Source organism: Tepidisphaeraceae bacterium (assembly GCA_035998445.1).
Taxonomy (GTDB): domain Bacteria; phylum Planctomycetota; class Phycisphaerae; order Tepidisphaerales; family Tepidisphaeraceae; genus DASYHQ01.
This window is the reverse complement of sequence record DASYHQ010000047.1, coordinates 16523-28925: the sequence shown is the minus strand read 5'-3', so window position 1 is coordinate 28925 and position 12403 is coordinate 16523. Positions and strand designations below refer to the sequence as shown.

13 protein-coding genes and 1 other RNA gene are annotated in these 12403 nt (G+C 63.7%); 5 read left to right on the top strand and 9 right to left on the bottom strand.

What is annotated here, in order from left to right; genetic code table 11:
- Positions 1 to 38: 38 nt before the first annotated feature.
- On the bottom strand, positions 39 to 929 hold the full coding sequence (locus tag VGN72_17705) for a sugar phosphate nucleotidyltransferase (GenBank protein ID HEV7301206.1): 891 nt from the start codon (positions 927 to 929) through the stop codon (positions 39 to 41).
- 340 nt (positions 930 to 1269) lie between these two features.
- Here VGN72_17705 and VGN72_17700 point away from each other — a divergent pair, with 340 nt between their 5' ends.
- Positions 1270 to 1854: a response regulator gene (locus VGN72_17700; GenBank protein ID HEV7301205.1), complete on the top strand. Its 585-nt coding sequence runs from the start codon at positions 1270 to 1272 to the stop codon at positions 1852 to 1854.
- An 802-nt stretch (positions 1855 to 2656) separates the two neighbouring features.
- Here VGN72_17700 and VGN72_17695 read toward each other — a convergent pair.
- The 3 genes from VGN72_17695 to VGN72_17685 all read right to left on the bottom strand — a co-directional run bounded on the left by VGN72_17695 (position 2657) and on the right by VGN72_17685 (position 4764).
- The gene (locus tag VGN72_17695) at positions 2657 to 3430 is read right to left on the bottom strand and encodes a hypothetical protein (protein ID HEV7301204.1); all 774 of its coding nucleotides are present in this window, start codon (positions 3428 to 3430) and stop codon (positions 2657 to 2659) included.
- A 100-nt stretch (positions 3431 to 3530) separates the two neighbouring features.
- Entirely contained in the window at positions 3531 to 4091 is a 561-nt protein-coding gene (locus tag VGN72_17690) for a hypothetical protein (GenBank protein ID HEV7301203.1), read from the bottom strand.
- Between the two features lie 82 nt (positions 4092 to 4173).
- A complete protein-coding gene (locus VGN72_17685) occupies positions 4174 to 4764 on the bottom strand; it encodes a sigma-70 family RNA polymerase sigma factor (GenBank protein HEV7301202.1) in 591 nt (196 codons plus the stop codon).
- Between the two features lie 184 nt (positions 4765 to 4948).
- Here VGN72_17685 and VGN72_17680 point away from each other — a divergent pair, with 184 nt between their 5' ends.
- Both VGN72_17680 and VGN72_17675 read left to right on the top strand, forming a co-directional pair.
- Positions 4949 to 5605 (top strand): flavoprotein, encoded by a 657-nt coding sequence (locus tag VGN72_17680; protein HEV7301201.1) that lies wholly within the window; start codon positions 4949 to 4951, stop codon positions 5603 to 5605.
- 23 nt (positions 5606 to 5628) lie between these two features.
- Positions 5629 to 6324: a phosphopantothenoylcysteine decarboxylase gene (locus VGN72_17675; GenBank protein ID HEV7301200.1), complete on the top strand. Its 696-nt coding sequence runs from the start codon at positions 5629 to 5631 to the stop codon at positions 6322 to 6324.
- A gap of 62 nt (positions 6325 to 6386) precedes the next feature.
- Here the strand turns inward: VGN72_17675 and VGN72_17670 are convergent, their stop codons facing one another.
- The 4 genes from VGN72_17670 to VGN72_17655 form a co-directional block, all read right to left on the bottom strand.
- Complete coding sequence (locus VGN72_17670) at positions 6387 to 7196, bottom strand: protein kinase (GenBank protein HEV7301199.1); 810 nt, start codon at positions 7194 to 7196, stop codon at positions 6387 to 6389.
- A 47-nt stretch (positions 7197 to 7243) separates the two neighbouring features.
- The gene (locus VGN72_17665; GenBank protein HEV7301198.1) at positions 7244 to 8302 is read right to left on the bottom strand and encodes a MoxR family ATPase; all 1059 of its coding nucleotides are present in this window, start codon (positions 8300 to 8302) and stop codon (positions 7244 to 7246) included.
- A gap of 61 nt (positions 8303 to 8363) precedes the next feature.
- Positions 8364 to 9329 carry a hypothetical protein gene (locus tag VGN72_17660; GenBank protein ID HEV7301197.1) on the bottom strand — a complete coding sequence of 322 codons (966 nt, stop codon included), beginning with the start codon at positions 9327 to 9329 and terminating at the stop codon, positions 8364 to 8366.
- A gap of 182 nt (positions 9330 to 9511) precedes the next feature.
- Complete coding sequence (locus VGN72_17655; GenBank protein HEV7301196.1) at positions 9512 to 10249, bottom strand: sigma-70 family RNA polymerase sigma factor; 738 nt, start codon at positions 10247 to 10249, stop codon at positions 9512 to 9514.
- Positions 10250 to 10504: 255 nt separating this feature from the next.
- Here VGN72_17655 and rnpB point away from each other — a divergent pair.
- Positions 10505 to 10932: RNase P RNA component class A (rnpB, locus tag VGN72_17650), an RNA gene on the top strand.
- A 235-nt stretch (positions 10933 to 11167) separates the two neighbouring features.
- On the opposite strand, the gene VGN72_17645 is transcribed toward rnpB, so the two are convergent.
- Entirely contained in the window at positions 11168 to 11383 is a 216-nt protein-coding gene (locus VGN72_17645) for a putative motility protein (GenBank protein HEV7301195.1), read from the bottom strand.
- A 200-nt stretch (positions 11384 to 11583) separates the two neighbouring features.
- Here VGN72_17645 and lexA point away from each other — a divergent pair, with 200 nt between their 5' ends.
- Positions 11584 to 12201: a transcriptional repressor LexA gene (gene lexA, locus VGN72_17640; protein ID HEV7301194.1), complete on the top strand. Its 618-nt coding sequence runs from the start codon at positions 11584 to 11586 to the stop codon at positions 12199 to 12201.
- Positions 12202 to 12403: the final 202 nt, after the last annotated feature.

Genomic DNA, 12403 nt, shown 5'->3' with positions numbered 1-12403 from the left:
CATGCGCTCGTGGTGGGCCATGGCCTGGTCCGAAGCAATCAGTCAGCCCGAAACGCCTGCACGCTGGCGACGAAGTCGTCGGGAATGCCGAAGTCGTAGCGCTTGGCGGTCAGCATCTCCAATGCGAGGTACCCTTCGCGCGACCGTTGGATTTCCTGGGCGCGGGTAAGCTGAAATTCACGGTTGTCGCGGACGTCGTTCTTGATCATCTCTTCGAGGATGTCGTAGATCGACGGCGCCAGCAGGTGCATGCCGAACCAGCCGAGAAACTCGTCGTCCGGTACGCCGTCAACGCGCAGCTTCTGGCGGGCGGTTTCCACGTCGGGCTTTTCGATGATGAGTGAAACGTCGATCAGCTTCGGGTCGCCAGCACGCCGTCGGCCGGCGATTGTGCCGAAGCCCTTCAGCTCGGCCGGTCCGATGCGGTTGACCGCAGACACGCTCTTACCACCGGATCGCGCCGCCATCTCCGCCAGTTCGCGATACGGTGACACCGGCTTGCCGCGGAACAGGTGGTCGCCCAGGCAGAGCAGCACCGGTTCGCCGGCGGCAAACGCGCGGCTTTGAAAGACGGCGTGGCCGTAGCCTTCCTGCTGGTGCTGCACGGCGAACGTCACGCGCTGTCCCAGCTGCCGCATGTGCCGGGCCTCGGCCGCCAGCTGCGGGTACTTATCGAGGCGCTTCAGGTAGGTGTCGTCCGGCCCGTTCAGGTAAGCGCGGATCACCGCCTCGTCGCCCGGCTGCACAATGATGCAGATCTCTTCGATGCCGGCCTGCTCCATCTCCAGCAGGTGATAGTGGAACAGCGCCCGGGCGATGCCGTCCTCACCCACGACCGGAAACATCTCCTTCTTCACGGCGTGCGACGCCGGGAAATGCCGAGTCCCCAAGCCTGCCACCGGTACCACTGCCTTGCGAACCTTCGCCATCGTGCTGTTCCTTCAACAATGCGCTCGAGCTACCGCGATCAACATCGTACGGCGGCGCCATCGCGCGCGATGGGACTATATCGCATGGTGGCACCGTCGCCTATCGCGTTGAAATCGCCCTTCTCCAGCCCGCCGACCGGAAGCGAAACCACTCGCGATAGTGGGCGGCGGGCCTTTGGATCGGTTGCGTCTGATAATCCTTCAGTTGGCGATGCTCCCGCACAGGTCGGCAATTTGTGCGCACCGCACCTAAAGGCAGAGCCGTTGCGGTCGATATAGACAGTGTTGGCGACGGTGTCGGTCGCTACGCGAGACGCAAGGGAACTCGGGAGAGAACGCAATGAACGCAACGAAAGTCAAAGACGTGCTGACGACCGGCGAAGTCGCAAAGATCTGTAATGTCGCCCCACGGACCGTTTCCAAATGGTTCGACAGTGGCGCGTTGCACGGCTACCGCATTCCGGGCAGCAAGGACCGCCGGATCCCGCTGAACCAGCTGATCCGCTTCATGAAGCACCACGGCATGCCGCTCAACGGCCTGATGACCGGCAGCAGCCGCATCATGATCGTCGACGACGAGCAGGACATCGTCGAGGTGCTCGAGAAGATCCTCGAAGGTGAAGCCAAGTACGAGGTCGAGGTCGCCAAGGGTGGCTTCGCCGCCGGCATCAGCGCCGAGAAGTACCGCCCACACGTGATCCTGCTGGACATGCACCTGCGCGACTTGGACGGCCGCGAGCTGGCCAAGCACGTGAAGGCCAACCCGGACCTGCAGCTGACCAAGGTGATCGCGATGAGCGGCAAGATGAGCGAGGACGAGCTCAAGGCCCTCACCACCCAAGGCTTCGACGGCTACCTGAAGAAGCCGTTCCACGTACGCCAGGTCATCGAGGCCATCGAGGACGCGATGGCCGTGGTGTACTAAGGCGACGCCAGTACAGACAATCGAAACACGCAAGGATGCGTGGAGGGAGGTCGCTTCGGAGGGAGGCGACCTTCTTCTGTTTTGCTGCCCTCGATCGTACATTTCAAACACGCCTCAATTTTTCGCTCCCGCGCGTCCGGCGTTGCGCGCGTGTCGAACGCGAAGCGACGCGAAGGCGCGAAGTCACGAAGAAAGACGCGGAGCAGTGGATGAGCAGGCGCGTTCGCGGCGGTTTGGGTAAGCGAACACGCGAACTTGTGCACCATTATGCACCAATGCGCACCATCCGAGGTTGGCGACAGGTGTCTCGCTGCCACGGTGTCGGCTATTCGGTTGTCAAAGAACGCACTATCCATTTCTACGCTGGCGCTGCGCATTTAAGGTGGATGCGGCGCAACACCCGTCGCATTTCTTCGTGTCCTGCTTCGTGCCTTTTCACCGTGGCTCTCTGATATTGAAACGTGGCTTGGCCGCGAGACAGGCACGAACGGGTCTATCACTCTAGAAAGCAGCACATTGCCTAGCCGTCATCCTGGGGGACTCCGAAGGATCTCCCCCCGTGTTTGCCATGGGCGGGCAGAGATCCTTCGGAGTACGTCAGGATGAGGAGTTCGTTAAGGGTTGCGTCAAGTCGATACGCACCGACGAGGATGTCCGCCCCACCAAAGACAGAAGGCAGAAGAGACACAGGCAAGAATGCCTGTGCCACAGAAGAGAGGCAGAGAATACGGGGGGAGAGACAGGCAGGAATGCCTGTCCTACAGAAGAGAAAAACTAGAACCGGTGCCGGCTGCCGGTGCGATCAGGGTTGGCCGGGCGGGGGACCGTCGGGACCGGGGGGTGGGCCGCGGAGATCGCCGCGGTCGCCTTTTTCGCCGCGTTCACCTCGTTCGCCACGTTTGCCGTCCTTGTCGTGGTGGCGGTGGGAGGGGCGGTCGGGAAGCAGGCTGCGCACGCCGTCGCGCTCGATCTCGGCCATCTTCTCTTCGGTCAGTTCTTCCTCGCGTCCCTTGTCCTCCAGCAGCTTCAGCCGTTGCGCTTCGAGGAACTCGGCCATACGGTTGATGCGTTCCTCGCGTTCCTCGAGGTTCATCGTGACCAGCAACCGCACGTCTTCCCGCAGCGCCTGCTTCTGATCGGGCGACGCGTCGGCGGCGCCGGCGCCATCCTCCACGGCGCCGAAGACTTTATCCTCCACCTTCAGCCCCTCCAGCCGGCGGGCGTACAGGTCGGGGTCGTGCTGCTTCATCGCCTGCAACGCGCGATAACGGGTGACGAGGAAGTTCTGCACGGCCCGCAACGCCGGGTCCTGCGTCTCGCGCATCTGCTGCAATCGCGTCAGGCGCCGTGGAGAATTCTCGGCGGCGAAGGCCTCGATCTGCTGCCATTCCTCGTCGGTCGGTGGTGAGAACCGCCCTAGGCCCGGTCGCTCACCGCCCGGTCCCCCACCGCCGTCACGCTTAGGGCCGCGCTGCTCGCTCGGCGGTGGCCCGTCGTCGGCTGCCATCGCAAGGTGCGCGTGCGAACAGAGCAAGACCGATGCGACGGCGATGATGAGAAGCTTCCCACGATTCATGTTCGGTCCTTCTTCGTCCACTCGGCGTGCACCACCGCAAAAGCGACTGCCCGGCGCTGCCCCTTCGGCATGTCGTCCTGCATTTCGATCTCGACTTCTACTACAGTCCCTCGGCCAAATCGTGAATGCTGCGCAATTCGAGGTACGCCTGGTCGAGCGGATCGACGGAGACGAACGCATCGCGCTCGTCGGGCCCTTCGACAAAGACCGGCACGGTTTGCGACGTCAACGATGGCATCGGTAGATGCGACATCCGCAGGTCTGGCGCATCGGGGCGAATGCCCCACCATGCCAGCGCCGCCAGCAGCACCATGGCCGCCGCCGAGGTGGGATAGGCCCACCAGGGATACGGCAACCCGGCCTTGACCACCGGTTGCGGTGGCTTCTCCGGGTGGGTCAACCGCCATTGCCGCATCGCGCGCACCGTGTTGCGTACCGCGACGTCCGCGGCGATCGGTAGCCGCGCATTGCCATCGCTCGACGCGATCAACGCGTCACTGTCGGCCAGCGCCGCCCGCAGGCGCGTCAGCTCGGCGGCCATCTGCGCGTCCGTCGACAGCATCTGCTTGACCTCGTCCCGGTCCTCGTCCGGCAGTTCGCCCGACAGGTACATCAGCAGGACGGCCTCGTTGTTCTCAAGTTGTTCGAGAAGGCTTGGCATTTTGTTTTGCAGCGGGTAGTGGCCAGTGGCTAGTTGAAGAAAGTCCAACTGCCCACGAACCACGGCCCACCGTCCACTTTTCCTATTCCATCATCTGCTTCAACTTCTGCATCGCCTTGTGCATGCGCCCAAGGGCGGTGTTCAGCGGACATCCCAGCATCTCGGCGATCTCAACGAACTTCAGTTCGCTGTAGTACCGCAAAAGCAGTACCTGCCGTTGCGGTTCGGGCAGCTGGGCCAGGGCTCGCTTGAGCTTTTGTTCCTGTTCCGACCCGGCCATGCGGTGGCTGGCGTCGGGGAACGATTCATCTGTGACGAGCTTCAGCCCGGCCTTGGCGTTCTTCTCCCGCCCGCGCGACCGCCAGAGATCGTTGGCCTTGTTGGTCGCGATGCGGTACAGCCACGCCCGGAAACCACCCCCCGCCGACGGATTAAACCGGTCGACGTGTTCCAGCACGCTGAGCCACGTCTGCTGGAACAGTTCCTCGGCCGCGTGTTCACTGCCACTGAGGCGATGCAGGTATCGCAACAGAGGCTGGGCGTATCGCCGGACGAGCTCTTCGGACGCCGCGTCGTCCCCGTCCTTCAGACGGAGCGCCAGCGACTCGTCATCGGTCTCCGACAGCGGCACGTCTGCCGGCGCGGCCACTATTCGCATTGAAGTCGCTGTCATAGGCCGTCACCCTTCCAACGCTCGTCGGGCCACATTATTGCGAATCCTGTTGCAAATGGATAGCCAACCCGATGTACCGCCTGGGGTCTGATAAGCCATGCCGATTGCCCAGAATGATGGCTTGAACCCTACCGAACTCGTCAACGCGTTCGCCTAGCTGCCGCCGCGATGCTAAAATTCCGTCATGGTCCATCAGCCCTCCACTCCTTCAGTCGAACCGGGCGGAAAACCGCTAAAAAGCCGAGAAATCAACGTTGCGGTCTGCGGGGGCATTGCGGCTTACAAGATGGCCGACGTGGTCTCGAAGCTGGTGCAGGCGGGGGCGGGCGTGACCGTCATCATGACGGCCGAGGCCCAGAAGTTCATCGCCCCGCTGACGTTCGAGGCGTTATCGGGTCGGCCGGTACGGACGGACACGTTTCACCTGGTCGAAACGAGCGACCCGCAGCACATCGGACTGACGGAACGGGCGAACCTGATGCTAATCGGGCCCGCGACCAACAACATCATCGCGAAGGTCGCCCATGGGCTGTGCGATGATCTGGTCAGCCTGATGATCTGCGCTGCAGCCTGCCCGGTCGTTTTCGCGCCGGCGATGAACAACCGCATGTGGGATCATCCGATCGCGCAGGAAAACGTCGCGAAGCTGCGGTCGGTGGGTTACCAGTTCATCGGTCCTGATAGTGGCTGGCTGGCCTGCCGCAATGTGGGCGCGGGTCGACTGAGCGACCCCGCGGTGATCGTTGAGGAAGTGACTCGAATGCTGACGGTTCCCGGCGCCCTGCCCGCGCCCGTGGGGCCGCAGGTGACGACGCGACAGGAATCATCCGCAACCATATAGCCCCCGGTTTGCCGGTGGTCGTTTTGCATGACGGAAGAGAAGACCACCGGCAAGCCGGCGGCTATGTAAGGAGAACACCCATTCCCGCCCCCCTGCGATTCCTGATCACCGCCGGGCCGACGCGCGAGCCGATCGACCCGGTGCGCTACATCGGCAACCGCAGCAGTGGGAAGATGGGTGCGGCGCTCGCGACCGCGGCGATCGCCCAGGGCCACGCCGTCACGCTCATTTTAGGTCCCGTGTCACTACCCATGCCCGCGGACGTGGAACGGGTGGACGTTGAGACGTCGCAGCAGATGCACGACGCGGTGATGGCGCACCTGCCGAGTTGCGACGTGCTGATCATGGCCGCCGCGGTGGCGGACTATCGGCCGAAGAACGTGTCGCCTTCCAAGCTCGGCCGGCTGGGGAACCTGACGCTGGAACTGGAGCCGACCACCGACATCGTCGCAGCGGCGGCGCAAATTAAGTCGCCGCACCAGCGCATCGTTGGCTTCAGCCTCGAACATCGTGGCGACCTAGACCGGGCGCGCGAGAAGATGCTCCGCAAACGGCTCGACCTGATGGTGTTCAACCCCACCGAGACCATGGACGCCGACGCGATTGAGGCGACGCTGCTCACGCCGGATGGACAGGCGGAAGCACTGGCCGCGAGTTCTAAGACGGCATTTGCGCAACGATTGATCGACCGCGCCGTGGCGCTGGTAGGCCGGCAGTAGGCTCTGCAAAACGACGTGCCACCGGCGGCTCGCCCGCCCGTGGTACGGCGGAGTGAGGCCGCTTACCGCGCAAGTAAGGTTGGCGGGCTCGCGGGCGGTCGTTGCTCGACCACGTAAACCACGCCACAAGCGAACGCGATCCCCATCAGAGCCAGCAGGAGCGCGGCGATCAGCATGGGCTTGCGCGTCGATGACTCCAGTGGCGCAACATCGGCTTCAGCCATGGCGGTGTTCCTCGGCCGTTCTTCGATCAGCCCGGCGAGTTCTCCTCGTGCCCAGCGAAGCGGTTGCGCCTGCCCACGGGCGCTCGATGCCAGATCGGCCAATCGTTCGAACGGTGGCGCCGCGATGCGCTCGAACAGGTCCAGCAGCGCAACGGCGTCGTCGGCCGGATCGGTGTAGAGCAGCGGGCTGACGTGCGTCAGCCGGACCTGCCGCGAGCGTTCGACGATCACGTTGCGCTCTTGGATCGCGCCGTGCACGATGCCCCGCGCATGCAGCGACTCGACCGCCAGAATTAGTTCCCGCGCCACCACCCACACGTCCCGCTGCGACGGCTCGCTCGACATGAGATCGGCCAGCGTCGGCGCATCGGCGTGTTCCCACACCAGCCAGACGGCGCCATCGTCGCGCTCGACGCTATAGAGGTTCGTCACGCCCGCGTGTGCCAACTCGCGCACGCGCGCAAGGCGTTCCTTCACGCTGGGGTGCAACTGGCCCTTGATGATGCAATCCGGGTCCAACCCCTTCAGCACGACATGACGATCGCCAGGCGCAAGGCAGAGGTAGGACGACTCACCCAGCCGGCGCACCACCCGATACCCGGCGATCTCGTCGGGCGTGGTCGCGAGATTGGACGGTAGTGAAGGCATCGCGATGAAATCGATCACTCCGGCTACGGACCAGCACTCGAGAAGCCCTACAACAACCGCTCGCCCTTGCCGCGCGGCACGAGGGTCAGGATTTTCTCGATGATCTGCTCGACGCTGACCCCCTCGGCCTCGGCGTTGAAGTTCGGCACGATGCGGTGCCGCAAGACCGGGGCGGCGACCGCCTCGATGTCCTCGATCGTGACGAACAAACGCCCGCGGATGAGCGCCCGCGCCTTGCCCGCGAGAATCAGGTACTGCCCCGCACGCGGGCCGGCGCCCCACGACAGCCAATGGCGGACGAAATCGCTGGCGGTGGGCTCGTTGGGCCGCGTGGCGCGGACGATGTCGAGCGCGAAGTGATAGACCGGATCGCCCACTGGCACCCGCCGGACGATCGACTGCAGTTGCAGCACGTGGGCGGCGTCGATCACCTTCGCCACGCTCGTGCGCACGTCGCCGGTCGTGCGCTTCAGCACCTCCAGCTCGTCCTCGCGCGTCGGGTAGGTCACGGTGACCATGAACATGAAACGGTCCAGCTGCGCCTCGGGCAGCGGGTACGTACCCTCCTGCTCGATCGGGTTCTGCGTCGCCAGCACGAAGAACGGATCGGGAAGTGAGAACGTGTGACTGCCGGCCGTCACCTGACGCTCCTGCATCGCCTGCAACAGCGCCGCCTGCGTCTTGGGGGGCGTGCGGTTGATCTCGTCGGCCAGCAGCAGGTTCGCGAAGATCGGCCCCTTCTGAAACTCGAACCGCCGGCGGCCGGTGTCGGCATCCTCCTGCAGGATGTCGGTGCCGGTGATGTCCGACGGCATGAGGTCGGGCGTGAACTGAATGCGCTGGAACGACAAATCCATCGTCTGCGACAGCGTCGAGATCAACAGGGTCTTGGCGAGCCCCGGCACGCCCTGCATCAGGCAGTGGCCGCGCGCGAAGATGGCGATCAGCAACTCCTCGATCACGCGCTGCTGGCCCACGATGACCTTCGACAGTTCCGCTTCAACGCGGTGATAGGCTTCACCGAGGTACTTGGCGGCGGCCAGGTCGTTCTCACCGGCTGCGGTGGCGGAATCGACATCGCTGGAGTTGAAGATGGAGGAAGACATCAACGGCAGATGGTACCGCTAGATGGCTGGAAGAACACAGCGAAGACGCGGCACGGGCAGGTTATGGCTTTAACACCCGGGCCGACAGGATCGCGCCGTCATCTTTGCCGGGACCGCCGCGGGTCAGGAAGCGCACGCCGAACCGCCGGTTGGCATCGTCCGACAAGCCGTGCTCGGCGGCGAACAGTTCGCGATCGCCCACCGAGATGATGGCGCTGCGCGGCCCGACGACGAGGCGCACCAGCGTGCCAACGGGCGTCGTGGGGAACGTGCTGGCACCACCGGACAGGCGGCCGCTGGGCAGCGCGACGCGACCGTCGCCACCCTGCAGCACCCAGAGGAGCCCGGGAGGCATTTGCCCGGATTCCGCGGCGCCGGCCGAGTCGGTGACGAAGATCTGCACGATCGTGTTGGGGTCGGTCGGCGGTCGCAGCAGCACCTCGAACGCGGCCGAACCATCGGCGGCGATGACCGGGTCGGCCAGCACCTGCATGCTGAGGTTCGCCGCCGGCCGGGTGGCCGCCGGTCGCAGGCCGGCGCTGGCGTCGAACATCGCGCGGTCCCCGGTCCAGCCAATCGGAATTTCACCATCGAACGACGCCGACGAAATGGTTTGCGTAAACGCGCTGTTGCGCAGCCCCGCCAGTTCCGCCGTCGCGTCCCCTCCACCCCCGCGCAGCATAAGGACGAACAGCCCGACGAAGAACAACGCGAGCGTTGCCGCCCCCACTGCTGCCATCAGCGTGGCCAACGGCAGCGTGCGGCGCTGGCCGACCGGTTCCTCATCCAACCGCTCCATCAACCGTCGCGTGAACCCGGGCCCGGCGCGAACGGTCCGGTAGTCCTTGCCGCTGGCCAGGTGCTCGCGCACCGCGATCAGCATCGCGTGCTCGTTGTTGCCCTCGATGCCGTCGCGACGGAGCTTCGTCGTCGCCTGATGCCATTCCGGACTGCCCGGCCCAGCGCGCAGCGCGTCGGTCAGCAATTGCAGGAACGGGTCGGCGGTGGTGTCGAGGTCTTCGGCCATTTTATTCGGTTCAAGGATCGCTGGAGTTCAAGGACGTTGGAACGGCCGGGACGCCAAGGAGATTGATCCTTTTCCTACTTCGCGTTCGTGGCGTTCTTGGCGTCCTTGGCGGTTCAATCTCGATATCGTAGCAAGCAGACAATCTGGCCAGTCATCGCACGGCCTTGGACGTTGGCACTCGGTCATTTGTTTGGCATTGGGGCTTGGTCATTCCCCTCCCCACCCGCCATCTTCGCCAGCCGTTTCAGGCCGTGGAACATGCGCGAGCGAAGCGTGACGGCCTTGGTGCCGGTGATCTCTTCCATCTCGGCGTAGCTCAGATCCTGGAAGACGCCCATGACGATCACCTCTTTCTGATCGCTGGGCAGATCGTCGAGGGCCGTCAGGACGCGCACGATTTCTTCCTGTTTTTCGACATCATCCGTGGCCCGCGTCGCGACCTGATATGGGTCGCCCGACGCATCGTGACCCTCTAAGTTTAGCTCGGTCACGTTTCGCACCGGGCTGCGCTTGCGCCTGCGGGCGTGGTTAATCGCGAGATTGCGCGTGATGGTGAACAGCCAGGTCGAGAGCTTAGCCGGGTACTTGTACGTGGGGGCAAAGCGGAACGCGCGAAGGAAGACTTCCTGGCCGATCGACTCGACGTCTTCCGCGTTGCCGAGCATGCGGTAAAGGTACGACAGCACGGACGCGTTGTACCGCTCGTAGAGCAGGCTGTAGGCCTGGCGATCGCCCATCTGCGTGCGGCGCATCAGGTCTTCATCACTGGCGCGACCGAGCGCGATCGGCTGGAGGTCGCCCGGCTCGTCGATGGCGGGCAACGGTGGCTTGGCCGGCTTGCCGGGCGTGGGTAAGGCGGACGGCGTGGACCGTGCGCCCGCTTTGGCCTCGTCCGCATGCTGTGTCCGCCGAACCGCCATGAAGCTCCGTTGCGAGACGGACCACGATACCGCCGTTGGGCCACGGTGCAAATCGATTGGTGGTTGGGATGAAGAAGGATGAACCGCCAAGGACGCCGAGAAAGCCAAGGAAGAATGAGGGGTAGATCGTTCTGATTCCCATATAGCCGCCGGCTTGCCGGTGGTCTTCCTCCGGATTTAAAACACCGACTCTCCACTTCAGATCAACTCAACCCGCCGCGCCCCGTCGCCCCCAATCTGATACAATCCGCTCGTTGCGGCTGTGGTGGCGATCGCGCCGGGCCTTGCGCCCGGTGAGGAAAGTCCGAACTGCACAAGGCACGATGCTTGGTAACGCCAAGGCGGAGCAATCCGACGGAAAGTGCAACAGAAAGATACCGCCGATGACGGAAGTTGCGCCTGAGGTTTACGCCTCAGAAGGCTACCGCACAGGCAAGGGTGAAATGGTGCGGTAAGAGCGCACCGCGCCGATGGTGACATCGGTGGCATGGCAAACCCCATCGGCAGCAAGACCAAATATGCGGACAGGCCCCGCCTGGGCCGGCAAGCCCGATGAGCGAAAGTTCATCGGGACGATCCGCGGGTAGGTTGCTTGAGGCGCCCGGTGACGGGCGTCCCAGAGAAATGATGGCCCCCACCTTCACTGGTGGGAACAAAACTCGGCTTACAAGCGGCCGCAACAAATACAATCGGCGGCGGACCCCACCGGGCCCGCCGCCGTTTTTATTGATTCAGACGCAGCATTGTGACCGCTACGCGTCCTGCCCCACCGCTAGACCCATATACCTTCAAGCATAACGTCGTCTAGCCGCAAGCTTGCTCGCGATGACTTTCGTGCCCCACCGCGAGCAAGCTCGCGGCTGAACGTGAGGACGCTATCCAGTGGTTTAACCGTCCTAACCTCTCGGCACGTCGCCTTTACGCGTACGCGTCGATCGTGCCACCGAGTCCCGTCGCCGCCGCCACCAGCGCGTCGCCCGCGGCGGCAGGACCAGTCGTGGCGGCCTGCAGCATTTGGAGCACGTTCGCCCCCGCCTGCTTCTGCACGTCCAGCATCTTCTTCGCCACGGCGATGTTGATCTGGCTGTTGACCTTTGAGGTCTGAATGCCCGACATGACGGCTGTGAGATCCATGTGCTCTATTCATCGGCGAACAGCCCCACCCGACTTTTGTCACCAGGCGTGCCCGATAATCTCACCCGCCAAAGGAAACTTGCTACAGCGAATTCAACATTCGCGCTTGACCCCGCCCCACTGTTAGGGTAGTGTTCAAGCAAACAGCCGCCAAACGGGTTCGCTGAGCCCGGTGGATTGGTCGAAAAGGATATCGAACCATGAATCTCACTCCTCGCCAGCTCGACGTCGTTGTCGCGATCCGGAATTATCGCCACATTCACGGTTACGCCCCCACCATGCAGGAATTGGCCGACCAGTTGGGCACGAGCAAGGTGACCATCTTTGAGCACGTCGGCGCCTTGGAGAAGAAGCGCGTCCTTCGGCGAGACAAGCACAAGGCCCGCTCGCTGGAGCTGGTCTCCGATGAACGCCTGCCCGACGAGAATCGCAGCACGAAGCTGCCCCTTTTGGGCAACATCGCTGCCGGTTCCCCAATCGAAGCCGTGGAAAACCGGGAAGAGCTGGACCTGGAAGAGATGTTCAGCGCCAAGGCGGGCGTGTACGTCCTGCGCGTGCGTGGCGAGAGCATGATCGAAGATCACCTGTGCGACGGCGACTACGTCGTCATCGAACGCCGTGAGTCCGCCCGCAACGGCGAGCAGGTCGTGGCGCTGCTGGATTCCGGTGAGGCCACGCTGAAGCGCTGGTACAAGGAGCCGGGCAACCGCGTGCGCCTGCAACCTGCCAACCACACGATGGAGCCCCGCGTGCTGCCGGCTGACCAGGTCCGCGTGCAGGGCGTGGTCATCGGCGTGCTGCGTAGCTACATGAACTAAAGCACCCGCGTGGTGACGTAGCATTCGTTGGCAGGGTTGCCCAAGCGACTTGGCCGGCTCAAGGAAGCCTACGTCATCACATCACGGAGATTTCGTTGCGTGACCCGTTGTACCGAGGTTCGGTCCACAGGGGGGGCCGGACTTCAATCGTCGTTCGCCTTAAGAGCGTGTGTTCGCACTTTCGGGGTCAGTAACGCAGGCA

Coding starts and splice junctions, on each gene's coding strand:
- VGN72_17695 (HEV7301204.1), bottom strand. CDS start 3,430: ATGAATCGTGGGAAGCTTCTCATCATCGCCGTCGCATCGGTCTTGCTC.
- VGN72_17665 (HEV7301198.1), bottom strand. CDS start 8,302: ATGTCTTCCTCCATCTTCAACTCCAGCGATGTCGATTCCGCCACCGCA.
- VGN72_17690 (HEV7301203.1), bottom strand. CDS start 4,091: ATGCCAAGCCTTCTCGAACAACTTGAGAACAACGAGGCCGTCCTGCTG.
- lexA (HEV7301194.1), top strand. CDS start 11,584: ATGAATCTCACTCCTCGCCAGCTCGACGTCGTTGTCGCGATCCGGAAT.
- VGN72_17680 (HEV7301201.1), top strand. CDS start 4,949: ATGGTCCATCAGCCCTCCACTCCTTCAGTCGAACCGGGCGGAAAACCG.
- VGN72_17655 (HEV7301196.1), bottom strand. CDS start 10,249: ATGGCGGTTCGGCGGACACAGCATGCGGACGAGGCCAAAGCGGGCGCA.
- VGN72_17660 (HEV7301197.1), bottom strand. CDS start 9,329: ATGGCCGAAGACCTCGACACCACCGCCGACCCGTTCCTGCAATTGCTG.
- VGN72_17645 (HEV7301195.1), bottom strand. CDS start 11,383: ATGGATCTCACAGCCGTCATGTCGGGCATTCAGACCTCAAAGGTCAAC.
- VGN72_17705 (HEV7301206.1), bottom strand. CDS start 929: ATGGCGAAGGTTCGCAAGGCAGTGGTACCGGTGGCAGGCTTGGGGACT.
- VGN72_17670 (HEV7301199.1), bottom strand. CDS start 7,196: ATGCCTTCACTACCGTCCAATCTCGCGACCACGCCCGACGAGATCGCC.
- VGN72_17685 (HEV7301202.1), bottom strand. CDS start 4,764: ATGACAGCGACTTCAATGCGAATAGTGGCCGCGCCGGCAGACGTGCCG.
- VGN72_17700 (HEV7301205.1), top strand. CDS start 1,270: ATGAACGCAACGAAAGTCAAAGACGTGCTGACGACCGGCGAAGTCGCA.